This is a genomic window from Nocardioides sp. Bht2, assembly GCF_047308515.1.
In the GTDB taxonomy this organism is placed as follows: domain Bacteria; phylum Actinomycetota; class Actinomycetes; order Propionibacteriales; family Nocardioidaceae; genus Nocardioides.
In genome coordinates, this window is record NZ_JBLBWI010000002.1 from 52,742 (window position 1) to 79,142 (window position 26,401).

At 69.2% G+C, this 26,401-nt stretch carries 23 protein-coding genes; 10 read left to right on the forward strand and 13 right to left on the reverse strand.

Annotated elements, in window-relative coordinates; genetic code table 11:
* Positions 1-2 precede the first annotated feature (2 nt).
* From ACLM5J_RS05475 to ACLM5J_RS05490, 4 genes are all read right to left on the reverse strand, one after another.
* Complete coding sequence (locus tag ACLM5J_RS05475) at positions 3-395, reverse strand: hypothetical protein (RefSeq protein WP_413655056.1); 393 nt, start codon at positions 393-395, stop codon at positions 3-5.
* Positions 395-2,200, reverse strand: coding sequence for an Ig-like domain-containing protein (locus ACLM5J_RS05480; RefSeq protein WP_413655057.1), 1,806 nt, complete (start codon positions 2,198-2,200; stop codon positions 395-397). Before ACLM5J_RS05480 ends, ACLM5J_RS05475 begins: the two co-directional genes overlap by 1 nt.
* 134 nt (positions 2,201-2,334) lie before the next feature.
* Entirely contained in the window at positions 2,335-2,901 is a 567-nt protein-coding gene (locus ACLM5J_RS05485) for a signal peptidase I (protein WP_413655058.1), read from the reverse strand.
* A 106-nt stretch (positions 2,902-3,007) separates the two neighbouring features.
* On the reverse strand, positions 3,008-3,541 hold the full coding sequence (locus ACLM5J_RS05490; RefSeq protein ID WP_413655059.1) for a TasA family protein: 534 nt from the start codon (positions 3,539-3,541) through the stop codon (positions 3,008-3,010).
* A 326-nt stretch (positions 3,542-3,867) separates the two neighbouring features.
* Here ACLM5J_RS05490 and ACLM5J_RS05495 point away from each other — a divergent pair, with 326 nt between their 5' ends.
* Entirely contained in the window at positions 3,868-4,635 is a 768-nt protein-coding gene (locus ACLM5J_RS05495) for a thioesterase family protein (protein ID WP_413655060.1), read from the forward strand.
* A 219-nt stretch (positions 4,636-4,854) separates the two neighbouring features.
* On the opposite strand, the gene ACLM5J_RS05500 is transcribed toward ACLM5J_RS05495, so the two are convergent.
* From ACLM5J_RS05500 to ACLM5J_RS05510, 3 genes are all read right to left on the reverse strand, one after another.
* Positions 4,855-7,692 carry a putative Ig domain-containing protein gene (locus ACLM5J_RS05500; RefSeq protein ID WP_413655061.1) on the reverse strand — a complete coding sequence of 946 codons (2,838 nt, stop codon included), beginning with the start codon at positions 7,690-7,692 and terminating at the stop codon, positions 4,855-4,857.
* A 318-nt stretch (positions 7,693-8,010) separates the two neighbouring features.
* Entirely contained in the window at positions 8,011-8,919 is a 909-nt protein-coding gene (locus ACLM5J_RS05505) for a nuclease-related domain-containing protein (RefSeq protein WP_413655062.1), read from the reverse strand.
* Complete coding sequence (locus ACLM5J_RS05510; RefSeq protein ID WP_413655063.1) at positions 8,916-9,371, reverse strand: hypothetical protein; 456 nt, start codon at positions 9,369-9,371, stop codon at positions 8,916-8,918. The genes ACLM5J_RS05505 and ACLM5J_RS05510 overlap by 4 nt, the downstream gene beginning before the upstream one ends.
* Before the next feature lie 98 nt (positions 9,372-9,469).
* On the opposite strand from ACLM5J_RS05510, the gene ACLM5J_RS05515 reads away from it, so the two are divergent.
* Positions 9,470-9,946, forward strand: a complete 477-nt coding sequence (locus tag ACLM5J_RS05515; protein ID WP_413655064.1) for a DUF4234 domain-containing protein — start codon at positions 9,470-9,472, stop codon at positions 9,944-9,946.
* Between the two features lie 82 nt (positions 9,947-10,028).
* Here ACLM5J_RS05515 and ACLM5J_RS05520 read toward each other — a convergent pair whose 3' ends face one another.
* Positions 10,029-11,462, reverse strand: coding sequence for an aminopeptidase P family protein (locus ACLM5J_RS05520; RefSeq protein WP_413655065.1), 1,434 nt, complete (start codon positions 11,460-11,462; stop codon positions 10,029-10,031).
* A gap of 46 nt (positions 11,463-11,508) precedes the next feature.
* Here ACLM5J_RS05520 and ACLM5J_RS05525 point away from each other — a divergent pair, with 46 nt between their 5' ends.
* The 5 genes from ACLM5J_RS05525 (at position 11,509) to ettA (ending at position 18,447) form a co-directional block, all read left to right on the forward strand.
* Positions 11,509-12,639 carry a PrsW family intramembrane metalloprotease gene (locus ACLM5J_RS05525; RefSeq protein WP_413655066.1) on the forward strand — a complete coding sequence of 377 codons (1,131 nt, stop codon included), beginning with the start codon at positions 11,509-11,511 and terminating at the stop codon, positions 12,637-12,639.
* On the forward strand, positions 12,636-14,366 hold the full coding sequence (locus ACLM5J_RS05530; protein WP_413655067.1) for an ABC transporter: 1,731 nt from the start codon (positions 12,636-12,638) through the stop codon (positions 14,364-14,366). The genes ACLM5J_RS05525 and ACLM5J_RS05530 overlap by 4 nt, the downstream gene beginning before the upstream one ends.
* 43 nt (positions 14,367-14,409) lie before the next feature.
* Complete coding sequence (locus tag ACLM5J_RS05535; protein ID WP_413655068.1) at positions 14,410-16,065, forward strand: GTPase; 1,656 nt, start codon at positions 14,410-14,412, stop codon at positions 16,063-16,065.
* A gap of 145 nt (positions 16,066-16,210) precedes the next feature.
* A complete protein-coding gene (locus ACLM5J_RS05540) occupies positions 16,211-16,702 on the forward strand; it encodes a single-stranded DNA-binding protein (protein ID WP_413655069.1) in 492 nt (163 codons plus the stop codon).
* Positions 16,703-16,764: 62 nt separating this feature from the next.
* Positions 16,765-18,447 (forward strand): energy-dependent translational throttle protein EttA, encoded by a 1,683-nt coding sequence (ettA, locus tag ACLM5J_RS05545; RefSeq protein ID WP_413655070.1) that lies wholly within the window; start codon positions 16,765-16,767, stop codon positions 18,445-18,447.
* 74 nt (positions 18,448-18,521) lie between these two features.
* Here the strand turns inward: ettA and ACLM5J_RS05550 are convergent, their stop codons facing one another.
* Positions 18,522-19,013, reverse strand: a complete 492-nt coding sequence (locus tag ACLM5J_RS05550; RefSeq protein WP_413655071.1) for a MarR family winged helix-turn-helix transcriptional regulator — start codon at positions 19,011-19,013, stop codon at positions 18,522-18,524.
* 40 nt (positions 19,014-19,053) lie between these two features.
* The gene (locus ACLM5J_RS05555) at positions 19,054-20,280 is read right to left on the reverse strand and encodes an acetyl-CoA C-acetyltransferase (RefSeq protein ID WP_413655072.1); all 1,227 of its coding nucleotides are present in this window, start codon (positions 20,278-20,280) and stop codon (positions 19,054-19,056) included.
* Between the two features lie 133 nt (positions 20,281-20,413).
* Between ACLM5J_RS05555 and ACLM5J_RS05560 the strand changes: the two genes are divergently transcribed.
* Positions 20,414-21,283 (forward strand): acyl-CoA thioesterase, encoded by an 870-nt coding sequence (locus ACLM5J_RS05560; protein ID WP_413655073.1) that lies wholly within the window; start codon positions 20,414-20,416, stop codon positions 21,281-21,283.
* Between the two features lie 19 nt (positions 21,284-21,302).
* Here ACLM5J_RS05560 and ACLM5J_RS05565 read toward each other — a convergent pair whose 3' ends face one another.
* Positions 21,303-21,695 carry a globin gene (locus ACLM5J_RS05565; RefSeq protein ID WP_413655074.1) on the reverse strand — a complete coding sequence of 131 codons (393 nt, stop codon included), beginning with the start codon at positions 21,693-21,695 and terminating at the stop codon, positions 21,303-21,305.
* A gap of 43 nt (positions 21,696-21,738) precedes the next feature.
* A complete protein-coding gene (locus ACLM5J_RS05570) occupies positions 21,739-22,788 on the reverse strand; it encodes a mechanosensitive ion channel family protein (RefSeq protein WP_413655075.1) in 1,050 nt (349 codons plus the stop codon).
* 65 nt (positions 22,789-22,853) lie between these two features.
* On the opposite strand from ACLM5J_RS05570, the gene ACLM5J_RS05575 reads away from it, so the two are divergent.
* Positions 22,854-23,207: a hypothetical protein gene (locus tag ACLM5J_RS05575; protein ID WP_413655076.1), complete on the forward strand. Its 354-nt coding sequence runs from the start codon at positions 22,854-22,856 to the stop codon at positions 23,205-23,207.
* The gene (locus ACLM5J_RS05580) at positions 23,194-23,562 is read left to right on the forward strand and encodes a DUF5130 family protein (protein WP_413655077.1); all 369 of its coding nucleotides are present in this window, start codon (positions 23,194-23,196) and stop codon (positions 23,560-23,562) included. Before ACLM5J_RS05575 ends, ACLM5J_RS05580 begins: the two co-directional genes overlap by 14 nt.
* A 151-nt stretch (positions 23,563-23,713) precedes the next feature.
* On the opposite strand, the gene pepN is transcribed toward ACLM5J_RS05580, so the two are convergent.
* Positions 23,714-26,260: an aminopeptidase N gene (gene pepN / locus ACLM5J_RS05585; RefSeq protein ID WP_413655078.1), complete on the reverse strand. Its 2,547-nt coding sequence runs from the start codon at positions 26,258-26,260 to the stop codon at positions 23,714-23,716.
* Positions 26,261-26,401 lie beyond the last annotated feature (141 nt).

Below are 26,401 nucleotides of genomic sequence, written 5' to 3' on the forward strand. Positions count from 1 at the left end.
GGTCACAGAGCATACGGCGAACGGGACCGTTCGCTGGGGCGTTGCCGACGACGCGCATCGAACGCCAACAACGCCACCACCGCGGCAGGCAACGCGATCAGGGCCAGCAGTCCGAGACCCACCGACTGCGGGGAGCTGGTGGGCAGCCCCACGGTCAGACTGAGAAGCGTGCCGATGGCGGTCGCCGAGAGCCCCAGCACGATCATCGCCCGCGACTCGAAGCAGTTGTGGAACCACATCTTGATCGCGCCGACCAGAAGCAGGGCCGCCAGCACCATCACCACCACCCGCAGACTCGCCGACTCGGCGCCCGCCGTCTGCTCCAACAGCAGCAGGACGGTGCTCAGCGTGCCCGCGATCGCGAGCCGGGAGGCGGGGGAGTGTGCAGATCGCATCAGAACTCTCGGTCCGAAGCGCCGGTCTCAGTGACGGCGGCAGTGGAGCAGGCACGACCCTGCAGGTCGGTGACGCTTGCGGACGGCGTCCAGATCATGGCCGCCGCGGTGCTGACGGTGCGTAGCCGGTTCGAGCCGGAGGCGACCGAGTCCAGACGCAGGGTGATCGTGCTGCGGACCAGGCCGTTGGCACCGACCGAGGTCCCGGCCGTCATCGTCGCGTTGACCTGGGTGGTGCCCAGCCCCTTCACATAGTCCTGCTTCAGGTTGATCGAACCCAGGTTGACGGTGGCGCCGCTGGCGAGCACATCGAGGGTGTCGTCCTTGCCGGTCTTCAGCAGCAGCCCGCCGTCGCGCAGCCGCACGGTGACCGAGCGGCCCGCTCCGGTCCAGCCCGCAATCACCTTGGTGGTGTCGATCTGGGTGCTGTAGGTGAGGGTCACCGTGTCGCCGGCGTCGGCCCGTCCGGCCGTGCCGCCGCCGTTCGCGGTCTGCACGTCGATGCCGCGCAGCGGGCTGTTGTCGACCAGGCCGGTCTCGACCGCCGAGGTCGTGGTGCGGTTGGCGGTGTCGGTCAAGATGGCGCGCAGGTCGTAGGCGCCGTCGGTCACCGAGGTGGTGTTCCAGCTGCAGGAGTACGGCGAGCTGGTGTCGGTGCACAGGTCACGCCAGGTCCCGCTGCCGGAGGTGGCGTACTGGATCCGGACCGAGGCGATGCCGGCGCTGGCACTTGCCGTGGCGCCGATGGTGACCGTTCCGGTCAGGGCAGCGGGCAGATCGACACTGACCGAGGCGACGCTGTTGTCGACGACGCGGTTGGGGATCGCAGCCGAGGTGGCGCTGTTCCCGGCCAGGTCGGTGGCGACGGCGCGGAAGCTGTAGGTGCCGTCGGCCAGCGTGGTGGTGGCGACCCGGCAGTTCCACGGCTCCGCGGTGATGGTGCACAGGTCGCGGTACGCGCCGCCGGCGGCGGGGACGTACTGGATGACGACCTTGTCGAGGCCGCTCTGCGCGTCGCTGGCGGTGGCGGCGAAGGTCCGCGAGCCACTGAGCGGCGAACCCGGGTCGACCATGCTGACGACAGGAGCGGCGTTGTCGACGGTGACCTCTTCGATCAGCGCCGAGTAGGTCGAGGTGGAACCGGTGACCAGCACCGCACGCAGGTCGTAGTCGCCCGCTGCCACACCCGTGGTGTTCCAGGCGCAGGTGTAGGGGCTGGACAGGTTGGTGCAGATGCTCTTCCAGGCGGTGGTGCCGCTCGGCGTGTACTCGATCCGCACGGTGTGGCTCAGCGAGCCCACGTTCTGCACGGTCGCGGTCAGCGGCACGGAGCCGCGGACGACGTCGCCCGGTGAGGCCAGCTCGATGTAGAGCTTGTTGGCGACGCTGGTGCGGACCACCTCGGAGATGGTCTCGTAGCCGGCCCGGTCGGTGGCACGGGCGCGAAGGGAGTAGACGCCGTCGCCGAGCACCTTGGTGTCCCAAGCGCACGAGTACGGCGCGGTGGTGTCGGTGCAGATCGCCGTCCAGGTGGAGGCGCTCGGGGCAAGGTACTCGACGACGACGTCGCGGATGCCGCTCTCGCCGTCAGCAGCGTTGACCGTCAGGGAGGCGGTCTCTTTCACGATGCTGCCGGGGTTGACCACTGAGACGGTGGGTGGCGTCCAGTCGGAGGCGGCGGTGATCTGGGCGGTGGCGCTGGAGGAGGCGACGTAGGTGGCGGAGCTGAACTGGGTGGTGGAGGTGATCACGAACCCGACCAGGACGGTCAGCGCGAGAGCGACAAGGGAGCGGAAGCTCGACACTTGGGTCTCCTCGGATGTGACGTGGGCGGGTGTGGATCGGATGTCTCCAACGCTACGGAGACCGGGGCCACGGCTTTTCCACACGTTGGCCACAGTTCTTCCCCGTTTTGCTACGGGGAAGGGGCGGAGCAGTCTCAGGCCGGGGTGAGCCGGTGCTTGGCCCGCTCACGGTGCTGGGTCTGCAGGACGCGGATCAGGTCGCGCAGAGCGAGCAGGGCGATCACCGCGGCCGGGAGCCCGATGACCATCCGCCGGATCTCGGGGTCGGCCAAGGCGATCAGCGCCGAGCCGACGTGCGGTACCGCGTGCCGGACCACGGGCTGGCTCTGGCCGGTGAGGCTGAACTTCCACGGGTCGGGGTCGGGGTTGGCGTCGCCCTGGGTGCGGAACACCAGGGTGCCGGTCCTGTCGGGTCGGATCGAGATGATCCGGTGGGTGACCAGGGTGCCGACGCCGCTGTCGGCGGGCGGCAGGTAGGTGATCACGTCGCCGACCTTCAGGTCCGCGACCGGGACCTCCTCCTCGAAGACGACCGAGCCCTTCTCGAAGGTGCCCGACATCGAGCCGCCGGTGATCACATAGCGGTCGTAGCCGAAGAGGCCGGGAGCGAGATAGGCCACGCAGCCGAGGGTGAGCGCGACCAGGGTCAAGGTGATCAGGAGCCTCGACAGACGGCGGGTGGCACGGGCCAAGTGGGTCATCGTGGGCTCCTTCGGGTCTTGGGATGGCGGAGAGAGTGTGCGCAGGAGGGGCGGCAGGGCGCCGGGGACAGCGCCCTGCCTTTATCCCCTGCCACCCCCCAACAGGTCACTGGTCGGTGGTGGCACCGTCCAGCTGAACCGAGTCCCACGCGTAGGCAGCGCTGGCAGTCTTGCCCTGCTGGCTGTTCGGCGCCGCCTGGTCGAGGGTCACGGTGAATCGGAAGCTGTTCGCGGTTCCGGCGTCGATCTGGCCGAGCGCGTTCTTGGCGCCGTCGGTCAGGCCACCGAAGTTGCCGGAGTAGACCTGGGTACCCGTGGTGGTGTTGGTGATGACCAGCTTCAGGTAGTCGGCGTCGAAGGCGTTGGACGACGAGGTCTCGGTGAGGCTGAACGCGGCCGGCAGGGAACCGGTGTTGGTGATCGTCAGCGAGCCGTTGATGGTGTCGCCCGGCTTGATGTTGGTCAGGTTGAAGATCGCGGCGTTGTCCTTGGAGTTCGTGTGCTTGAGCGAGCCCGAGGTGACGGCGCTGATCGTGTTGCCGGTGGTGGAGGTGAAGGTGGCACCCGAGCCGATGGCGACGGCGCCGGCCGCGGCAACGGTGGCCAGCGGGAGGAGGATCTTGATCGAGGTTGCAGCCATGATGGGGGACTCCTGTTTCGTGCGGTTCCCGTGGTGAGAACCGGTCTGGGGGATGACAGAAACGCTACGGAGGCCAGATCCACAGAACTCCCTCCAGAAATCCGCCGCTTCCCCCCGGTTTCTCCCCACTTCTGTCCAGCCCGGCTCGGATTCCCACGGCTTGCTACATCGGCGCTCGGAGGTGACCTGGGCTACATCGGGACGGGCGGACGAGAAGCTGGACGGCCCGTGCCCGGCGTCGGGCCGTACAGTCCGAATCCGGGGAGTCCGAGCCGCCGGCGCAGGTCCGCGTGGCTTGATCTTCAGCTCTGGGAGGTAGCAAGCAGATGGCGTATTTCGAGCGGACCGGGGAACGTGAGTACACGCCCAGCCAACAGACCGCGGGTGCGTGGAACATCAAGGAACAGCACATCGCGCCCTCGATCGGGCTGCTCGCCCACGTGGTCGAGACCGACCGTCAGGCGCGTGGCCGCGACGATCTGCGGGTCGGTCGGCTCAGCTACGACATCCTGGGCCCGATCCCGATCGAACCGATGACCACCGAGGTGGCGGTGCTCCGGCCGGGGCGCTCGGTCGAACTGGTCGAAGCAGTGCTCAGCCACAACGGTCGGTCGGCGCTGCGGCTCCGCGCCTGGCTGCTCCGGACCAGCGAGACCTCGGCGATCGCCGGCACCCCGATCGGCCCGCTCCCGGCGCGGGCTGACCTGGCGCCGTTCGATCCGAGCACGCTATGGGCCGGCGACTTCATCGCCAGCATCGAGGTGCGCCGTCGTGAACTCGAACTCGGTGCCGCCGTCTACTGGCTGCGGGCCACCGACGTGCTCCTGACCGAGGAGCCGGTCAGTGACCTGGCCCGCGCGGCGTTGCTCTTCGACGTCGCCAACGGAATGGCGGTGCGTGCCCGCCCCGAGGCTGTCGCCTTCCCGAACGTCGACCTGACCGCGCACCTGCACCGCATCCCGACCGGCGACTGGGTCGGCTTCGAGACGCGGGTCACCTTCGGTCGCGGCGGCGTCGGCCTGACCAGCTCGGTCATCCACGATCTCCAGGGACCGGTGGGAACGGTGGCGCAGATCCTCACCCTGTCCAGCTGAGCTACGGAGGCGGTAGATGGGGAAGCGGTCGGCACGCGGCAGTCGGTGCTGAGGTCGTTCCTCAGTCGTGCGCCCTGGTGCCACAAACCGTGCGCGGGACCTTCCTGCCCCGTGGTCCTGCGACACGACGGACCAAGCCTGAGGACCGTCGCGTCATTCCGCCCGCGACGCCGCCAGCCCCCGGCGCCGTCGCGGACGTTCTGCGCCAACGGGGGCTCGTCAGCGAACCCGGACGACCGCGCTTCCGGTCCGGCGCACGGTGCTCCCGGTGACGGTGATCCGGAAGCGCTTGCCGGAGACTGCGGACTCAGGCACCGAGATTCTTCGGACAACGATCTGGTTGGGCCGTGTGCGACCGATGAGCACTTGCCGAGGGAGAGCAGCCCCAGACACCGTGATCGAGTAGCGCTCGCCCAGGCCGAGGCCGCGTGCCCGTACGACGATCGTTGCGCCAGGCTTGGCCGTCATCGGGGCATCCACGTGGAGGCGCTTCGGAACTCGGATGACCGACACCGCGGCGCTGGCTGTCGTCGTACCGGAGGCATTGGTCGCGGAGAGCCGCAGCCAATGCTTGCGGGGCTGCTGGAGCCTGACGCTGATGCGCCCGCTGCGCGGGATCGGGCCCGCGCCCAACCGCTTCTTGAAGACCTTGCGCAGCTTGCCGGTGGCGCGCAGGTCGCCTCCCGTAGAGGACCACCGCACGACGACCTTGGCGCCGCGGTGAGCTGTGGTGGAGGTGCTGGGTGCTTGGCCGTTCGGTCCGGACACGCTCAGGGTCAGGCTCGGCGCCGGGTCGTCTGCGACCGCAGCGGTCGCAGACGAGCGAGAGACCGCCTCGGCGAAGCCGGTGCGGAGAGCGACGACCTCGACCGCGATCCGCCGCCCCGCGTGTGCCCTGGTCAGGGCCAACGTGGGGGTGTTGGCGTCGGCGATAGGCGTCTCGTCGGCGTACCAGCGGTAGGAGAGGGAATCGGGGGTCGGGACCGGGGATCCGGCCGACGCCGTCAGGACCTGGCCGATCCGGGCGGTGCCGGTGATGGTGGCGGTGGGGCCGGTGGTGAAGGTGGCGGCCGCGATGGGGTTGGTGGGGTCGGAGGTGTTGGTGGCGTTGGTGTAGCCGTGGCGTTGGGCGGTGATGGTGAGGGTGACGGTTTCGCCGAGCATGGCGGGGGTGAGGTCGAGGGTGTTGGTGGTGGCGACGGTGTCGCCGTCGACGGTCCAGGTGTAGGTGAAGGAGTCGGCGGTGGGGGTGGTGGTGCCGGGGTGGCCGGTGAGGGTGCCGCCGACGACGGGGGTGCCGGTGATGGTGGCGGTGGGGCCGGTGGTGAAGGTGGCGGCCGCGACCGGGCCGCGGGCGGGCGAGGTCTCCGAGCCGTCGTCGTACCCGGTGTGGGAGGCCGAGACGGTCACCGAGATGTCGGCGTCGAGGTCCGCCGCGACCAGGGTGTAGGTCGCATCGGTGGCGTCGGTGATCGGTGCGCCGTCGCGTCGCCACTGGTAGGCGACCCCCTCGGCGACCGGGACCGTGGTTCCGGGGTCGGCAGTGAGGCTCCCCCCGACGACGAGCGTTCCGGCGACGACTGGTGATGTCGTGAAGCGGACGGCGCTCGCCACGACGGCGGACGTCGCGAGCGAGTCGACCGACGTGGTGTCGTACTCCGCGCGGCTGCCCGTGACCCGGACCGCGAGCCTCGCGCCTACCAACGAGGTGGTGACCGTGAGCGATGCGGAGGTCGCGTCGTCGATCGCCGCATCGTCGGCCAGCCACTGGTAGACGAGCTGGACGGGGGCAGGTCCCCACTCGCCGGGGCTGGCGGTCAGGACGTCGCCGACGGCCGGCTCGGTGTCATCGATCGTGGGCGTCGCCGTACTGAGTGTGCCGCGGGCGACCGACACCGAGAACGTCGTCGAGCCGGTGCTGCCCTCGTCGTCGGTCGCGGTCACCGTGACGTCTGCTGCGGCGCGGGCCGTGGTCGGCGTGCCGCTGATCTCCCCGGTCGACGGCGAGATCGTGAGGCCGTCCGGCAGGGAGCCGCCGGTGACCGCGTAGGTGTACGGCGCTGTGCCGCCGGAGGTCGCGAGAGAGAACGGCGTGATCTCGGTCCCGACGGTGAGGCTCCGGCTGCCCGGGGAGGTCACCGTGACCGGGTCGGGCGCTTCGTCGGTGACCTCGATCGAGAAAGTCCGGAAGGACGGGTCGCCGTTGGCGTCGGTGGCGCGTACGGTGACGGCGGCGGCGGCACGGGCCGCGGTCGGCGTGCCGCTGATCTCGCCGATCGTCGACAAGATCGAGAGCCCGTCCGGCAGGGAGCCTGCGGAGACGGCGTAGGTGTACGGCGCCCGGCCGCCCGACGCGGTCACGGAGAACGGGGTGATGGCGGTGTCGACCGCGAAGCTCTGGGCGCCGGGGTCGGTCATGGTGGTGGCGGGTGAGGTCGAGCTGCGCGGCGAGCGGGTGGAGGACTGGATGAAGTCGACGCTGTTGTTGTCGGTGTCGCGGGCGTTGGTGCGCCGCAGCGACCCGCCGGCCGGCGGGTGGTTCGGTGCCGCCGTGCCCTCGGGCGTGTTGGCCGTGCCGAAGCCGAGCAGGTCGACCCGCAGGGGGTCGGCGGCCGGGGTGGTGACCCCGGTCGTGGCGCCGGTCAGGGCGATGTGGCCGCCTCCGGTCGTGGATGCCGACCCGTCAAAGCTGTAGCGCGAGTCGGGCGCGGCCACGCCGCTGTAGTTGATGCCGGCCACCAGCCAGTAGCCGTAGGCCGGGACCACGAAGTTCGTGACCGGGCTCACCGCGGTGTAGGTCGACCCGGACGCCGACTTGTACTGGATCGTGCCGGTGAAGGTGATCGTCTCCGACGTCGGGTTGTAGAGCTCGATGTACTCGTCGGTGGCTGCCGTTCCAGTGCCGTTGCCCCCCGAGTACTCGTTGATCACCAGGTGGGTACCGGCGGGGTTGGCCACCGCCGGTGCGGTGGTGGCGACCTGGAGGCCGGTGGCGACCAGCAGGAGGCCGAGGACGGCGAGGACCTGCGTGCGTGCGGCGGCTAGGGCACGAGACATCGGGGCGACTCCTAGGATAGGGGGCGAGTGGCCGACCCCGAGAGCCAGCGTTGCGAAGACTAGTGGCGGCGCCACCTCCTCGGCGCGGGAGTCCCGGAAATGCGCAGAGACCAGTATTCGGCGGCGCAACGGGAGACAACGCTCGAAGCTCACGCATCAGCGCCGTCAGCGCCCCGGCAGCGCGGGCGCTCGCCCGATTCCAGTGATGTGTCCTCGCCGCCCCGGCTCGTACCGTCAGTGCCTCGCAGCCCGGCAGAGAATTCCGACCTCAGGTGCGCAAGGGCGTGCTCACTCCTCCGCGGCGGTGAGCGGGTCCGGCTACCAGGACGAGTCGGCGAAGCCGACGTCCTGCAGTGAGGGGAGCCCGCGCAGTGGCAGCGCCAGATGGCTGAGCACGGCAAGCACGGTGCCGGCAGTGAGCCGCTCCTCGTCATGGTCGCGATCGAGCAGGCTACGGGCCACCCTGACGGCGTCGCGGGTGACGGCCAGATGAGTAGCGCCGACCCGATCCGGGCTTACCCGGACCTGGCCGCGGATCGCCAGCAGGGCCGCGACGTAGCCAGCGCGGATGCCGGCTTCGCTCAGGCTCGTTCCGAGCATCTGCGCTGGGAGTCGTGCCTGACGGAGGGCCCCGGAGAGCGGGTCGAGCGCGATGCCATCCAGCAGCGGCGGACCGTTGGGTGCGAAGAGCAGCGAGCCACGTGCGGAGGTGTCCTTCTGCTCGATCACGAGCAGGCCGTGCGGCGCGATCACCAGCGCGTCCACCTCACGGCTACGAGTTCGGTCGGTCACCTCCAGACCGGCAACGACCAGCCAGCCTTCGGGCCAGGGCTGCATCAGCAACTCGTGCTCGCCCCGGGTTGCGGCGTTGCCGACGACGCAGGTATAGCAGCCGGACTCCTGCTGGCGCCAGACGGCGGCGGCCACTGCGTGGGACGTCGCGGGTGCCATTCTGTGCGATGACGCACTCACGGTCGGGATGCTGCCGGCAGCCGCGCTCTTCGCCTGTTCGGCGCGAGCTGCGGCGACCCGTGCCGACTCCGCCAGCGCCATCCGCTCCGCGTCGTGCCGGGCACGGTCGGTCGCCAGCGTGGCGCGGTCGGCGTTGAGGCGGGCGCGGTCGGCGTCCAGCGCCTCCCGCTCGGCAGCGAGCGCTGCTCGCGCGGCCGCCAGCTCCTCGCGCTCGGCAGCGAGCGCGGCGGCCGGCCCGGATTCGCTGCTGCTCACATCAGGCCCTCGGGGGTGTCTGGAACGGTCGGCGGCTCCTGGTCGCCGGACGCCGCAGGCGGCGCGGTCCGCTCGGGCATGGCGGCCAGCGCGAGCCGGGTGACCATGCTGGTCAGGTGCAGCATCGCCTTGCGGCGCCGGGCGCCGAGCTTCTCCCAGGCCTCGGGATCGCGGTGGTTCAGCAGGCCGCGGGCGCCGCCCTCGGCGGCCTCGGTGACCTCCGCCGCGGTAAACGCCGGGCGCCCGGACTCGACCGGACGCTCCGGGAGTGCGGTCAGCGTGGGCAGCACCATCTCACCGGCCGTGGCCCGCAGCTGGTACTTGGCGAAGGGCGCCATCTTCTCCCACCGGTCTAGCGCGCCTCTACGTCGCCAGGGCATCTGCCGAGCGAGAAACAGGTGGCGAGCGGCAGCGTCCACGGCGACGGTCATCTCGTTCTCGGAGAACTTCATGAATACAAGTGTGGCGGATGATGAAGTGGGGTAAGCAGGCAGCAACGAGGGAGTCGCGGAATCCTCCCGGCCCCACCGATGGAACAAGGAGCATCACCATGACCGACCCCAACCAGGCACCCCCGGCTTGGCAGCCGAACGAGGGCGCTCCGACGTCGGCCTACCCCGTCGACCCGAACGCGCAGTACGCCCCGGTGCAGCCCTACCAGCAGCCGGGAACCGGTGAACTGGGCCAGATCCGCAGCACCGGCGTCGCGATCCTGCTCTTCATCGTGACCCTCGGCATCTACAGCCTGTACTGGTACTACAAGGTGCACGAGGAGATGAAGCGTCACTCCGGCCAGGGGATCGGCGGCGGCGTCGCCCTGCTGCTCGGCTTCTTCGTCGGCTTCGTGATGATCTTCCTGACCCCCGCCGAGGTCGGCAACCTCCGTGAGCGTCGTGGCCTGGAGAAGAAGGTCAGCGGCCTTACCGGTCTGTGGAACCTGCTGCCACTGATCGGCTCCATCGTCTGGTTCGTGAAGACCAACGGTGCGATCAACGACTACTGGCGTTCGCAGGGTGCGCAGGGCTGATCTGCCTGCCGCTCGACGCGACGAGGCCCGCTCCCTTCGGGGAGCGGGCCTCGTGCTGTTCGTTGCGAGTGACGCAGGTGCCTCAGCCGATGTGCTGGCCCATCCAGGCCTCGACGTCGTCGGCGGAGCGGGGGAGAGCGGCCGAGAGGTTGGTCGAACCGTCGGCGGTGACCACGATGTCGTCCTCGATCCGGATCCCGATGCCGCGCAGTTCTTCGGGGACCAGGAGGTCGTCGGCCTGGAAGTAGAGACCGGGCTCGACGGTGAGCACCATGCCGGCCCGAAGGTCCGCGCGGGTGTACGCCTCCGGGGCGGCGGCGCCACAGTCGTGGACGTCCATGCCGAGCATGTGGCTGGTGCCGTGCAGGGTCCACCGGGAGTAGACCTTGGAGTTCGGGTCCAGTGCTTCCTCGACGGAGACCGGCAGCAGACCGAGGTCGCCGAGACCGTGCGCCAACACCTCCATCGCGGCGTGGTGGGCGGCCAGGTAGGCAGCACCCGGCTTGACCGCGGCGATCCCGGCCTCCTGGGCGTTGTAGACCAGGGTGTAGAGGTCGCGCTGCAGCGGCGAGAAGGTGCCGTTGACCGGCAGGGTCCGGGTGACGTCGGCGGTGTAGAGGTTGTGACCCTCGACGCCCATGTCGAGCAGCACGAGCTCACCGGGCGTGATGGCGCCGTTGTTGTCGATCCAGTGCAGCGTGGTGGCGTGCGAACCGCCGCCCACGATCGAGTCGTAGCCGATGTCGTTGCCCATCGCCCGGGCCCGGCGGAAGAAGGTGCCTTCGATCCAACGCTCGCCGTACTTCAGCACGTTGGCCCACTCGCGCACGGAGTCCTCGAAGCCCAGGGTGGTGGCGTCACAGGCGGCGGCGAGCTCGTCGATCTCCCACTGGTCCTTGATCAACCGCTGCTCCGAGGCCACCCGGTTCAGCTCGGCGTCACGGCCGGTGTCGGCGGTGACCAGGTGGTCGATCCGGGAGTCGATGCCGCGCATCACCCGGGTCTTGCCGACCCCACCGATCGCGTCGGCGAGCGAGTCGACGTGGCGGCACTCGATGCCCAGTGACGACGACAGCTCCAGCAGCGAGGCCCGCTCGCCGGCCCAGAGCGCGCCGTACTGACGGTCGCGGAAGAACTCGTCGGTGTCGCGGCTCGACCGCGGGCGGGCGTAGAGGACGGCCTCGCCGCTCGGCTCGATCACCAGCACGGCGTCCGAGGTCTGGTTGCCCGAGTAGTAGGTGTGCGCAGTGTCCGGGCGGAACCGGTAGTCGGTGTCGTTGGCCCGCACCTTGTAGCCACCGGCGGGGAGAACTAGCTGCTCACCGGGGAAACTCTCCGCGAGACGGCGCCGCCGGGCCGCCGTCTGGGCCGCGATCGGGAGCGCGGGGAGGGGTTCGTCGTGGTCTGCCCACCCCTGGCGCATGAACGCCGACCAGGCTTCGGGAACGGCCTGATCGTGGGACTCCGTGCGGGGCGTTGCTGCGGCTTCGGTCCGAGTACTCTGCTGCTCACTCATCGTTCCACCATACGCTCCGGCCTCGGAGCCCGATACGCTTCGCCCCATGCGTTCACGCCGGCTCGACAGCATCGTGTTCACGGTCGTGGTCGCGGTGATCACGGCCCTTGCTGCCGTGGCGATCGCGGTCGTCCTGGCGCTCTCCGGCGAGCCCAGCACCTTGGTGCTCGCGGCCCTGTTGGCATTCGTGCCGGTGGGGCCGTTGCTGGCCTGCTATCTGTGGCTCGATCGTTATGAGCCCGAGCCCCGGAGCCTGCTCGCCGCGGGCCTTGCCTGGGGTGCGTTCGTCGCCACCCTGGGCGCGATCGTGGTCCAGGGGATCGGCGGGTTCGTGGTCGGTTGGACCGACCAGTTCTCACTCGTCGTGGTGGCGCCGGTGGTGGAGGAGGCCACGAAGGGCTTCTTCATCCTGATGCTGCTGTGGTGGCGCCGTCACGAGTTCGACGGCGTCCTCGACGGTCTGGTGTACGCCGGCATGGTGGGCATCGGTTTCGCCTACACCGAGAACATCCTCTACCTGGCGGCTGCCTACTCCGGTACCGACGGCGAGAACCCCGGCGGGCTCGCCGAGGTCGGTGTCCTCTTCGTGCTCCGTTGCCTGGCCAGCCCCTTCGCGCATCCGCTCTTCACCGCCTTCACCGGGATCGGTCTGGGCCTCGCGGTGGCGAGCCGCTCGCGCTGGGTCAAGGCGCTGGCGCCGCTGGTGGGCTACCTGCTCGCCGTCGGTATGCACGCGGCCTGGAACGGCTCCACCCTGCTCTTCGAGGGTGGCGGATTCCTGCTCGTCTACCCGCTGATGATGGTGCCGGTCTTCGGTCTGATGGTCGCCCTGGCGATCTGGGTCCGGTCGCGGGAACGGACCCTGCTCGGGGTCGCCCTCGACGACGCCGCGCGACGCGGGCTGATCGCGCCGGCCGACATCCCACACGTCGTCGATCTGGCCTCCCGGCGCCGGGCCCGAGCCTTCGCCCGCGCCCATGGCGGTGCTGAGGGGTTGGCCCAGATGAGGGACTATCAACAGGCAGCAGTGGAGCTGGGATACCTTCACCATCGGGTGCTGCGTGGCACGGCACCCCCGAATCACCTAGCCCGTGGGCAGGTTTTCGTGGACCGGATGTTCGTCGCCCGGTCCCGGATCGCCTTCCCTGCCACGCCCTCAGGAGGGGGCCACCGATGAGTGAGTCGAACCGGATGCTGACCGCGCTGATCCAGTTGCGCAGCGCGCTCCAGGAGGTTCCGCTGCCCCTGGACCTTCCGGACGCCGAGGCGCAGCGCGAGTCGCGGACCGAGATGATCGCCCAGCTCGAGGACTACATGATCCCGCGGCTGACCACCATCGACGCCCCTTTGCTGGCGGTGGTGGGCGGCTCCACCGGCGCCGGCAAGTCGACCCTGGTCAACTCGATGGTCGGCCAGCAGGTCACCCTCGCCGGACTGCTCCGGCCCACCACCATGTCGCCGGTGCTGGTCCACCACCCCGACGACGGCCACTGGTTCGGCCAGGACCGGATCCTGCCGGACTTCACCCGCACCACCACCGCTACCAACGCGCCCTACACGATCCAGTTGGTCCCGTCCCAGAACGTGCCGCGCGGACTGGCGATCGTCGACGCCCCCGACGTCGACTCGGTCGAGGAGCGCAACCGCAACCTGTCGGCCCAACTGCTGGCCGCCGCCGACCTGTGGCTCTTCGTCACCTCGGCCGCCCGCTACGCCGACCAGGTGCCGTGGGAGTTCCTCAAGCAGGCTGCCGACCGGAACGCGGCAGTCGCGGTGGTGCTGGACCGGACGCCCGCCGAAGCGGTCGAGACCGTGGCCACCCACCTGGCCCGGATGATGGCCAGCCGCGGCCTCAAGGATTCCCCGCTCTTCATCGTCCACGAGGGTCCGGTCGACGAGAACGGACTGTTGCCCCCGGCCAACGTCGCCGACATCCGGGGCTGGCTGCAGTCGCTGGCTGCCGACAACGAGGCCCGCGCGGCCGTCGTCCAGCAGACCTTGAACGGCGCGATCCGCAGCGTCTCCGAGCGCGCCTACGCCGTGGCCAACGCCGCCGCGGAACAGGAGAGCTCGGTCGGCGGGCTGCGTAGCGACGTCGAGAACGCCTACGCCGGGGCGCTGGCAGCGGTCCACGAAGCGACCGCCGACGGCACCATGCTGCGCGGCGAGGTACTGGCCCGTTGGCAGGAGTTCGTCGGCACCGGTGAACTGCTCCGTTCCCTGGAGGCCCAGGTCGGTCGGATCCGCGACCGCCTGGTGAACGCGGTCAAGGGCAAGCCCCAGCAGGCACAGCGGGTCCAGGTCGCCGTCGAGGCCGGCTTGGAGACCCTGCTCGTCGAGCACGCGGAGACCGCTGCCGAGAAGGCTGCCGCCTCCTGGCGCTCGACCGCCCAGGGCAAGGCGCTGCTCGCTGAGGGCGACGTCGACCTCAGCCGTGCTTCGCGCGAGTTCCGGCGCAACGCCGAGCAGGCGGTCCGCGAGTGGCAGCAGGGTGTCTTCGAGATGGTCCGGACCGAGGGTGCCGACAAGCGCGGCACCGCACGGTTCCTGGCGTTCGGCGTCAACGGTCTCGGGGTCAGCCTGATGGTGGTCGCCTTCGCGCACACCGGTGGTCTGGCAGGCGCCGAAGCCGGCATCGCCGGCGGGAGCGCGGTGCTCGGCCAGAAGCTGCTCGAGGCGGTCTTCGGCGACCAGGCCGTGCGCTCGTTGACGCAGCGGGCCCGGGCCGATCTGGAGCGTCGGGTGGCGGAGCTCTTCGAGGCTGACAAGGCGCGCTACGTCGCTCGGATCGACACGCTCGGCGTCGCCGTCGGCGGTCCCGACCGGCTCCGCGCCGCAGCGCGACGGGTCACCGACGAGCGCTTTGCCCACCATCAGCGACAGGGTGGCGACCACTCGGCCTAGAGTGAGACCCACCATCGACCTAGCACCATCCCAAAGGGAGAAGATGACGTCCGTTCTCGACGGGTCCCAGAGCCTGTCTACGTTGGGTGCCGAACTCGGCCCACGCGTCTCGGGGTTGGAGACCGCTGTCGCCCACGCCCGGGGCCGTCTCGACGACGTCCTGATCGACTCCGCGGAGGAGATGATCGCCCGAACCCGTGCCCGGTTGCGTCTGTCGGCCGAGCACACCGTGATCGCGATCGCCGGTGCCACCGGCTCCGGCAAGTCCTCGACCTTCAACGCGATCACCGGCCTGGAGCTCTCCGCGGTCGGCGTGCGTCGCCCGACGACCTCGTGGGCGACCGCCTGCGTGTGGGGTGACGAAGGCGCCACCGAACTGCTCGAGTTCCTCGGCATCGCGGCCCGTCACCAGACCACCCGCGACTCGATGCTCGACACCGGCCGCGAGGACCGCCGATTCCACGGCACGGTCCTGCTCGACCTGCCCGACCACGACTCGACCGAGCTGTCGCACCACCTCGAGGTGGACCGGCTGGTGAAGCTGGCCGACGTCCTGGTCTGGATCGTGGACCCGCAGAAGTACGCCGACGCGGCACTGCATGACCGTTACCTGCGGAAGCTGGCCCGGCACAGCGACGTGATGGTGGTCGCGCTCAACCACATCGACACCGTGCCCGCCGAGCAGCGCGACGCGATGCTGGCCGACCTGCGCCGGTTGATGGACAGCGACGGGCTCGCCGACGTCCCGGTGATGCCGATCAGCGCCCGTTTCGGCCAAGGCATGGACGAGTTGAAGGACGAGCTCGCCAGCCGCGTGGCGTCGAAGAAGGCGACCCGGACCCGGTTGGAGGCCGACGTGCGCGCCGCCGCCGGTGCGCTCGCCGCCGAGTCCGGCACCGGTCGCCCGCAGGCCCCGCCGCGGGAACGGCTCGACGAACTCGAAGAGGCCTGCGCCGAAGCAGCCGGGGTTCCGGTCGTCGTCGAGGCGATCGCGGATTCGACCCGACTCCGGGCACAGCGCGCCACGGGGTGGCCGCTGACCTCGTGGACCTCACGGCTGCGTCCCGACCCGTTACGGAAGCTGGAGCTCGACCTCGGTGAGAACGCCAAGGCGTTCAGCGGGCGGCAGCGCTCCGCGGTCCCGCAGCCGACCCAGGTTCAGCGGGCGCGGGTGGACAGCGCGATCCGCAGCCTGGCCGACGAGGTCAGCGCCCTGATGACGCCGCCGTGGCGGACCGCCATCCGGCAGGCCTCGCTGAGCCGCAGCGCTCAGGTCTCGGATGCCCTCGACAAGGTGCTGCGCGACAGCGACCTCAAGACGTCGTCGTTGCCGGCCTGGGTCCATCTGGTCCGGATCGTGCAGTGGTTGTTGATCATCGCGGCGGTGGCCGGGGGCGGCTGGTTGGCCGCGTTGCTGGTCGCCAACGGCTCGGGCAGCGACCTGCCCGACCCGCCCGAGGTGGCCGGTTTCGGCCTGCCATGGCTCCTGCTCGGCGGGGGAGTGCTGATCGGGATCGTGCTGGCCCTGCTCTCGCGGGTGCTGGTCTCGCTCGCCGCTCGGGCGAAGGCTCGGGAGGCGGACCGGACGCTGCGTAGCGGCATCCGTGCGGTCTGTGACGAGCTGGTCGTGCAGCCGATCGAGACCGAGCTCGCCTCCTACGAGGCGGTTCGGACCGGGCTCAGCGAAGCGCTCCGCTGAGTCGGCCGGGTCGGTGCTCGGGCCCGGCTCTCCTCCACAACCCGCCTGCCGGGTGACTCTCCACAGCGCTGACTCGGCCCGCCGCCGGCCGGTTGGCCGGCGCGCAGGCTGGCCTTCGAATCATTCGACGATGCGAAGGACAGTCATGAACGAGAACTACATCAACATCTCCGGCTTCATCGGGACCGACGTCGAGACCAGGGTCCTCGGTGACGGCGTCACCGTGGCCACCTTCCGGGTCGCCTCCACGCCGCGCCGGTGGAGCAACCGGGATCGGACCTGGATGGACGCCGAGACCAACTGGTACACCGTCAACGCGTGGCGCCAGCTCGGTCGTAACTGTGCCGAGTCGTTGCAGAAGGGCGACGCGGTCGCCCTCTACGGCAAGCTCACCACCCAGGTCTGGACGGCTGCTGACGGGGCCTCGCGTCCGGTGATGGTGGTCGACGCCGCCGTGATCGGGCACGACCTCAACCGCGGTCGCAGCAGCTTCGAACGGACCGTCGTCGAAGGCATCGACGAGCGTGCGTTGGCCGAGATCAACAGTGGCTACGGAGTGGGCGGTGGCCAGGTCAGCAGCGACGGCGAGACGATCGAGGAACTCGTCGGCGAGACGAGCCTGGCCACGACCGGCTGACCGGCTCCGCAGCGGCGGCCCGGTTGGCTCCGAGCAGCCTCCGGGCCGTAGGCTGCCGTGCTATGGCTGAGTATGTGTTCACGCTGCGCAACGTCCGTAAGGCGCACGGTGACAAGGTTGTCCTTGACAACGTGACCCTGTCCTTCCTGCACGGCGCCAAGATCGGTGTCGTCGGCCCGAACGGTGCCGGCAAGTCCTCGCTGCTCAAGATCATGGCGGGTCTCGACCAGCCCAACAACGGCGACGCGATCAAGGACCCCGAGGCCACCGTCGGGATGCTCCAGCAGGAGCCGCCGCTGACCGAGGGCAAGACGGTCCTGGAGAACGTCGAAGAGGCCGTCGCGGAGATCAAGGGCAAGCTGGACCGCTACAACGCGATCTCGGAAGAGATGGCGAGCCCGGACGCAGACTTCGACACGCTGCTCGCCGAGATGGGCGACCTGCAGACCGACCTGGACCACGCCAACGCGTGGGACCTCGACAGCCGCCTCGACCAGGCGATGGACGCCCTGCGCTGCCCGCCGCCCGAGGTCCTCGTCGACAACCTCTCCGGTGGTGAGCGCCGCCGGGTCGCGCTCTGCAAGCTGCTGCTCCAGCAGCCCGACCTGCTGCTCCTCGACGAGCCCACCAACCACTTGGACGCCGAGTCCGTGCAGTGGCTGGAAGGTCACCTCAAGACCTACCCGGGCGCCGTCCTGGCGATCACCCACGACCGGTACTTCCTCGACAACGTCGCCGAGTGGATCGCCGAGGTCGACCGCGGCTCGATCCACGGCTACGAGGGCAACTACTCCACCTACCTGGAGACCAAGAAGGACCGCCTCAAGATCGAAGGCCAGAAGGACGCCAAGCGCGCCAAGATGCTTGAGAAGGAACTCGAGTGGGTGCGCTCCAACGCCAAGGCCCGCCAGACCAAGAGCAAGTCCCGTCTGGCCCGCTACGAGGAGTTGGCAGCCGAGGCCGACAAGGCGCGCAAGATCGACACCGCCGACATCAACATCCCGCCCGGCCCGCGGCTCGGTGACGTCGTCCTCGAGGCCGACCACCTCTCCAAGGCGTTCGAGGGCAAGGTGCTGTGGAACGACGTCTCGTTCACGCTGCCGCGTGCCGGCATCGTCGGCATCGTCGGCCCGAACGGTGTCGGTAAGACGACCCTGTTCCGGATGATCACCGGCAGCGAGAAGCCGGACACCGGCGAGCTCAAGGTCGGCCAGACCGTGAAGATCTCCTACGCCGACCAGAGCCGTGGCGGAATCGACCCGAACAAGAACGTCTGGGAGGTCGTCTCCGACGGCCTGGACTTCATCAAGGTCGCCAACTTCGAGATGAACTCCCGCGCCTACGTCGCCTCGTTCGGCTTCAAGGGCCCGGACCAGCAGAAGAAGGCAGGTGTGCTCTCCGGTGGTGAGCGCAACCGCCTCAACCTGGCGCTCACCCTCAAGCAGGGCGGCAACATGCTGCTGCTCGATGAGCCCACCAACGACCTGGACGTCGAGACGCTCTCCTCGCTGGAGGATGCGCTCCTCGACTTCCCGGGTTGCGCCGTGGTCACCTCCCACGACCGGTGGTTCCTCGACCGGATCGCCACCCACATCCTGGCCTGGGAGGGCGACGCCGAGGACAGCGGCAAGTGGTTCTGGTTCGAGGGCAACTTCGCCTCGTACGAGGAGAACAAGATCGAACGCCTGGGTATCGAGGCCGCTCGTCCGCACCGGGTCACGCACCGCAAGCTGACCCGCGACTGAGCGAGCAACACCCGTAGCAACGACGAAAGCCCCGGCCAGGCCGGGGCTTTCGGCATTTCTATGGTGATCGGTGGCTACCGGATGTCGGTCTCCGGGCTGTCGTGTCCGAGTGAGTCGACCACGGCGTCGAAGACCCGGCCCATCGCCGCGAAGTCCGGGCCGGCGGCCAGGTCGACGATGTGCTCGCGCACGCCTGTCACATGGGTGGGTGCGGCGTCGACCAGGCGGGCGTAGCCCTGCGGGGTCAGCTGCGCGATCACGCCGCGGCCGTCGTCGACCGACTGGGTCCGCTCCACCAGGCCGGCCTTCTCCATCCGCTTGATGGTGTGTGTGATCCGGCTTCGGCTGAACCGCATCGCATCGGCCAACGAGGACATCCGCATCCGGTGGTCCGGCAACTCGGAGAGCCGGACCAGGACCTCGTACTCGTTGAGCCCGATCTCGTGTGAGCGACGGAGCTCCTCGTCGAGTCGGTCCAACAGCAAGGTGGTGCCGCTGATGTAGGCACGCCACGCATGCTGTTGGTCCTGGTCGAGCCACCGCGGCTCAGGTAGGGGCTCGTTCACATCAGCGACCCTAACCCGCCGCGACCCGTTGTTCTGGATTTCAGAGGCGCTCGAGGATCAGCGCCATGCCCTGTCCACCACCCACACACATCGTGATCAGTCCGGTGCTCTTGTCGTGCCACTGCAACGAGTTGACCAAGGTGTTCTGCAACCGGGCACCGGTCATCCCGAACGGGTGGCCGACGGCGATCGCGCCGCCGTTGACGTTGAGCCGGTCGATGTCGATGCCGAGGTCCTGGTAGGAGGGCACCACCTGGGCCGCGAAGGCCTCGTTGATCTCGACCAGGTCGATGTCGCCGATGCTCATCCTGGCGTTGGCCAGCGCCCGCTTGGTGGCCTCGACCGGACCTAGGCCCATGATCTCGGGGGAGAGGCCGGAGACGCCGGTGGAGACGATCCGCGCCAGCGGCTTCAGGCCGAGTTCCGCGGCCTTGGTGTCGGACATCAGCACGACCGCTGCTGCGCCGTCGTTGAGCGGGCAACAGTTGCCCGCGGTGACCACGCCGTCGGGACGGAAGACCGGGTCCAGCCCGGCGATCGCCTCGTACGTGACGCCGGCGCGCGGGCCGTCGTCGGCGGTGACGACGGTGCCGTCCGGGGTGGTGATCGGAGTGATCTCGCGGGCCCAGAAGCCGTCGGCGATCGCCTTCTCCGCCAGGTTCTGCGAGCGCACCGCGAACTCGTCGAGCTCGCGGCGGTCTAGGCCACGCACCTTGGCGACGTTCTCCGCCGTCTGGCCCATCGCGATGTAGGCGTCGGGGAGCAGACCGTCTTGGCGCGGGTCGTGCCAGACGGGGGTGGTGACGCCGTCGCCCTTGGCGTTGGCCTCGGTCCGTGCCATCGCGTCGGCGAAGAGCGGGTTCTTGGTGTTCGGGATGTGGTCGGAGGTGCCGTTCTTGAACCGGGAGACGGCCTCGACACCGGCCGAGATGAAGATGTCGCCCTCGCCGGCCTTGATCGCGTGGAACGCCATCCGGGTGGTCTGCACCGAGGAGGCGCAGTAGCGGGTCACGGTGGCGCCGGGGACGGCGTCCATGTTGTTGATGGTGTTGACGATCTTCGCCATGTTGAAGCCGGACTCGCCACCCGGCAGGCCGTTGCCGAGATAGAGGTCGTCGACGGTGTTGGGATCCAGCGCGGGGATCTTGTCGAGCGCCGCCTTGATGATGGTCGCCGCCAGGTCGTCAGGACGGATGTCCTTCAGCGACCCCTTGTTGGCGCGGCCGATCGGCGAGCGGGCGAGCGAGACGATGACAGCTTCGGGCATGGAGGAACTCCGTTTCCATCGACAGAACGATCGATCAAGTCCCGCTCACAGTAGCCCTGGAGAGGTCGAGTCGGTCTGCGATGTGGCCTACGCCTCGTGGAGCCCGGCGTCGGGCCCATGGGAGCATGACCGCGTGCGCCATCTGTACCGATGCCCGATCCGTTGGGCCGACCTCGACATGCTCGGTCACGTCAACAACGTCATCTACGTCGACTACCTCCAAGAGGCGCGGATCGACATGCTCCGCACCCACGCCCCGGAGATCCGGGCGACCGACGTGGGGGAGGGCCTGGTCGTGGTCCGCCACGAGGTGCAGTTCGCGGCGCCGTTGATGTTCCGCGCTGAGCCGGTCTCCATCGAATGTTGGGTCACCGAGATCCGAGCGGGCTCCTTCACGATGGCCTACGAGATCTTCGACGAGACCCCCACCGGGCGGATCGTCTACCTCCGCGCCACCACGGTGTTGGCCCCCTTCGTCTTCGCCGAGGAGCGCCCGCGCCGGCTCCGCGCCGACGAGAAGGAGGTGTTGCGGCGCTTCGTCGAGGCGTCGCCACTCGGCCCATCGGTGCCGATCGGTGCGACCCGGCTGGTTCCCGAGGGGCGCTACGACCTGCAGGTTCGGTTCAGCGACGTCGACGCCTACGGGCACGTCAACAACGTCAAGTACTTCGAGTACTTCCAAGAGGCGCGGATCGGCTACATCACGCACGTTGCGCACGATGGATCCGATATCGGTGTCCAGTTCGTCGTGGCCCAGTGCGACGTCGACTACAAGACGCCGATCCTCTTCCGCGGCGAGCCCTACGTGGTGCAGTCCTGGGTCTCGCACGTCGGCCGGTCGTCGTTCGTGATGGAGTCGGTGATCCTCGACGGCGACGTGATGCTCAGCCGGGCACGCGTGGTGATGGTGACCTTCGACTCGAAGACCCAGAGTGCGGTACCCGCTCCGGAGCGGGTCCGGCAACTGTTCCAGGAGCAGTTCGACAAGGCCGCCCGGGCCTGAGCGCGGGTGGCGTCCGGCCTCAGCCGGGCGTGTTCACCATGAACTGTGCGGCGTGGGTCGCGTAGGCCCAGAACTGCTCGTCCTGTTCGGGCGTCAGCTTCGCCTCGTCCAGGCCCGCGCGGAAGTGGTGCAGCCAGCGCTCGGCCGCAGCCGGGGTGACCTCGAACGGCGCGTGCCGCATCCGCAGCCGCGGGTGGCCGCGCTGCTCGCCGTAGGTGGTCGGCCCGCCCCAGTACTGCATCAGGAAGAGCGTGAACCGCTCGGCTGCGGGGCCGAGGTCCTCCTCGGGATACATCGGGCGTAGCAGCTCGTCGTCGGCGACGCCGGCGTAGAAGGTGTCCACGATGGTCCGGATCGTCGGCTCGCCGCCGATCTCGTCGTAGAAGGATGCTGCCGTGTTCTGAGTCGCCACGCTCCCATTGTGCCCAGCCGGTGGCTACGGCCGGACGGCGGCGTCACTCGTCGTTCGGCGTCCGGGGTCCACCGGCGTCGGGACCCGGGTCCATCGCCGCGCCGCGCGACGTCGGCTGGCCGGGTTGGCGGGTCACCCATTCGGGATAGGGGACCTCGATCCCTTCGTAGTCGAAGCGGGCCTTGATCCGTTGCCGCAGTTCGCGGCTGACCGCCCACTGCTGTTGCGGGGCGGTCTTCACCGCGACCCGCAGCACCACGCCGTCGGGACCCATCGACTGCACGCCCCAGACCTCCGGCTCCTCGATCACGATGCCGCGGAACTCGTCGTCCTCCCACATCGCGTGGGCGACTTCGCGCAGCACCCGACGGACCTTGACCAGGTCCTCGCTGTAGGCGACGGCGACGTCCAGCACCGAGCGCGCCCAGTTCTGGCTCATGTTGCCGACCCGGAGGATCTCGCCGTTGCGGACGTACCAGACGGTGCCTTCGGTGTCGCGGAGCCGGGTGACCCGCAGGCTGACCGACTCGATGGTGCCGGAGGCCTCGCCAAGGTCGACGACGTCGCCGACGCCGTACTGGTCCTCGAAGATCATGAAGATCCCGGAGAGGAAGTCCTTGACCAGGCTCTGGGCACCGAAACCGAGGGCGACACCGACGATGCCGGCGCTGGCCAGCAGCGGTGCCACGTTGTAGCCCAGTTCGGCGATCGCCATCATCACCACGACCGTGGTGATCAGGCCGGTAGCGATGCTCTTGAGCAGCGAGCCCATCGTCCGGGCCCGCTGCAGTCGACGGCTTGCGGCGTCGAGCGCGGAGGTCTCCCGGGACTGGCCGCGACCACCGACGGTCATCTTCGAGACCCGCGAGGCCATCGACCCCTCTTCGGCCTGGCGGACCATCCGGTCGACGAACCGGTGGATCAACCAGCGGGCGGCGAAACCGAGGACGAAGAGCAGAGCGACAGACAGCGGCTTGCCGATCAGCCAGACCGCGACATCGGCCAAAGACTCGTTGTCGGTGAGCCGGAACACCGTCCGGCAGGCATAGGACTGATCGGGATCGCACTCGTCGTACGTGGGGACCAACGACATGTGACGGAGGCTACGGGCAGTGGGTGATCGAGCCAAACGAGGAGCCGATATCATTGTCTATTGTGATGAACTCCACCGTTTGGTTCCGTCGTGTCATGCGCGCCGCCGTCGCTGGTCTGGCGCTCGGCCTGGTGGCTGTTGCCGTTCCGGCCAACGCCAATGTTCCGGAGGGCTGGAGCGACCCTGAGTCGGTCGACCCGATGTTCTTCCTGTCGCTCGTCTTCTTCATCCCGCTGGCGATGGCCGTCGTGATCATCCTGACCGTGATCACCCCGGGCCTGATCCGTGGCGACAAGTTCGCGCACAGCAACGCCGCACCCGACAGTGAATGGTTCGGCGGCCCGCGTTCGGGCACCGACGAACTGCCCGCCCCCGACTCGGCCGACTCCAAGGCCGGAGGCGCAAGTGGCCAGTGGTGAGTATTTCTCCACTGCCGATCGTCTAGCGATCCACAAGACGATCCACCAGGCCGAGCTCGCCAGCAGGTTCGAGTTCTCGGTCTTCGTGGGTCAGACGGAGGGCGCCGACGCGCGTGCCTTCGCCACCCAACTGCACAACCGCCTGGTCGCACCGGCGCGCTCGATCATGATCGCGCTGGACCCGGAGGCCCGCACCATCGAGATCGTCACCGGTGGCGAGGTGCGCCGCGAGGTGGCCGACGCCGAGGTCGACCTGGTCGTCCTGGAGATGCGGTCGGCCTTCGCGGCCGGCGATCTGGCCGGTGGCCTGCGTCGCGGGATCACCATGCTGGCCGAGCACCGCTCACCAGCCTGAGCCAACGAAGAGATGGCCTGTCCCTTGAGGGGACAGGCCATCTCTCATTTTGTGTCACATCCCAGGCGCGCCCCCGGCCCCCAGCGGGGCGTCATACGTGCGGAGGAAGCGGGTCCTCGCAACGTATGACGCCCGCGGGGGGTGGGTGGGATCAGGCGTCCGCGGCGTCCTTGTCCTGGGCGGCCAGGAAGCGGATGACGTCGGCGCGACCCTCGGTCACGTACCGCTTGGCTGCCGGGGGAGCCGGGGTCCGCTCCAGCCAGGCGTCCAGCTTGGCCAGCAGCTCGTTGCTCGCCAGTGCCCGCGGGAAGGCGAACTCCAGAGCGGTCGACGCCTTGTGGGTGCCGAGGTGCTCCCAGAGGGTGTCGGCGGCCTCGAGGTAGCGGTCCACGTACGGCGCCAGGACGTCGTCCTGGCCGGACGGGGCGAAGGCGAAGATGATCGAGCGGTGGGTCTCGTTCGGGGTGTCGGTCCGGACGAAGCCCGCCTCCCACGCCTCAGCCTTGGCCTCAGCGGTCGGCTGCAGGGCCCGGGCCGCCGCCGCGTGCTCCTTACCGGAGATGGTGTTGTCGGCCGCCAGCTCGGCGTCGATGCGACCGCCTGCCCGGTTGTTGCGGGCCAGACCGGAGATCAGCGTCCAGCGCAGGTCCTGGTCGATGCTGAGGCCCTCGATCACCAGGCCGCCGTCGAGGATCGCCTCCAGATCGCCGAGTGCGGCGTCGCTGTGCGCGGCCGCGGCGAAGGAGCGGGCGAAGGTGAGCTGGTGGTCGCTGCCACCCTCGGCGTCGAGCAGCAGCGCCCGCAGGCCCTCCTCCCACTCCGCCTTCAAGGCGGCCCGGTTGCCGGGGGCGGCCATCATGTTCACGGCCTGGGCGGCGGAGACCGGGATCCGGGTGACGCCCCAGGCGTCGGTCTCGGAGCCGATGTTGGCGAGGACCAGGTGGACGAAGTCGGTGGCCGTCATCTCGGCGTCGCGGGTCATGTCCCAGGCGGCACCCCAGCACAGCGCCCGGGCCAGCGAGTCCTCCAGCGTGGAAAGGCCGGCGACCACAGTGGCCAGCGACCGCTCGTCGAGGCGGATCTTGGCGTAGGCGAGGTCGTTGTCGTTGAGCAGCAGCAGCGCGGGCTGCTGCTTGCCGACCAGCTCGGCGATCTCGGTGCGCTCGCCCTCGACGTCGACCTCGAGGTACTCACGGCGGACCAGCTTGCCGTCGACCTCGTCGTAGAGGCCGATGCCGAGGCGGTGACGGCGCAGCGTGGGCCAGTCGGGGTGGGCGCTCTGGTTGACCGCGAACGAGGCGTAGTTGCCGTCTGTGTCGAGTGCGAACGACGGCGAGAGGGTGTTCACGCCGGCCGTCTGCAGCCACTCGGCCGCCCAGCCCTTGAGCTCGCGGCCCGATGACTTCTCCAGCGCGGCGAGCAGGTCGGAGAAGGTGGCGTTGGCGTAGGCGAACTCCTTGAAGTACGCACGCAGACCCGCGATGAACGGGTCGAGGCCGACCCAGGCGACCAGCTGCTTGAGCACCGAGGCGCCCTTGGCGTAGGTGATCATGTCGAAGTTGACCTCGACGGCCTGGAGGTCGTAGTTGTCGGCCGCGATCGGGTGGGTCGACGGCATCTGGTCCTGGCGGTAGCCGGTCTGCTTGCGCGCGTTGGCGAAGCCGGTCCACGAGTCGGTGTACTCGGTCGCCTCGACCTCGGCGTGGTAGCAGGCCCACTCGGCGAAGGACTCGTTGAGCCAGAGGTCGTCCCACCACTGCATGGTGACCAGGTCGCCGAACCACATGTGCGCCATCTCGTGCAGGATCACCGAGCAGCGGAACTCGTAGAACGAGCGCGGCTGACGGGAGCGCGGCAGGTACTCGTCGCGCAGGGTGACACAGCCGGCGTTCTCCATCGCACCCATGTTGTATTCGGGGACGTAGAGCTGGTCGTACTTCTCGAACGGGTACGGGAAGTCGAAGGTCTCCTCGAAGAACTCGAAGCCGGCCCGGGTCAGCTTGACCAGCTCGTCGCGGTCGAGGAACTCGACCAGCGACTGGCGGCAGAAGTGGCCGAGCGGAATGGTGCCGTACTTGCCCTCGTAGACGTCCTGGACCTCGTGGTACTCACCGGCGACGAGCGCGGTGATGTAGGTCGACATCTTCTTGGTGGGCGGGAAGTTCCACTGCGCCTTGCCGTCGCCGAGCTGGGTCGGCTGCGGGGTGGGGGCGTTGGAGACGACCTTCCACGCTTCGGGAGCGATCACGTTGAAGGTGAAGACGCTCTTCAGGTCGGGCTGCTCGAAGGTGGTGTAGACACGACGCGCGTCCGGCACCTCGAACTGAGAGTAGAGGTAGACCCGGTCGTCGGCCGGGTCGACGAACCGGTGCAGGCCCTCGCCGGAGTGGCTGTAGGTGCAGTCGGCGCGCACGACGAGCTCGTTCTCCAGCTCCAGGCCGTCGAGCTGGATCCGGCTGTCGGCGTAGACCGTCGCGGGGTCCAGGCTGCGGCCGTTCAACGTCACCGCGTGCACCTCCGCGCCGACCAGGTCGGCGAAGGTGGAGGCGCCTGCCTCACGGCTGGTGAACCGGATCGTGGTCGTCGAGGCGAAGGTGGTCTCGGACGTCGTCAGGTCCAGGTCGATGGTGTAACTGGCGACGTCGAGTAGGGCGGCGCGGGTCTGCGCCTCTTCGCGAGTGAGATTGGTTCCAGGCATGTCTTGCATCCTGTCACCGGGGTGGGAGGTGATCCAATCGTTACGGTTGGTGAATTCACGCCGCGATCGTTCATCTCCCGTCCGCGTCGTGCTCGCTCTCGGCTCACCGGACGCTTGCCGCCCGCACGCCTGCGGTTGATC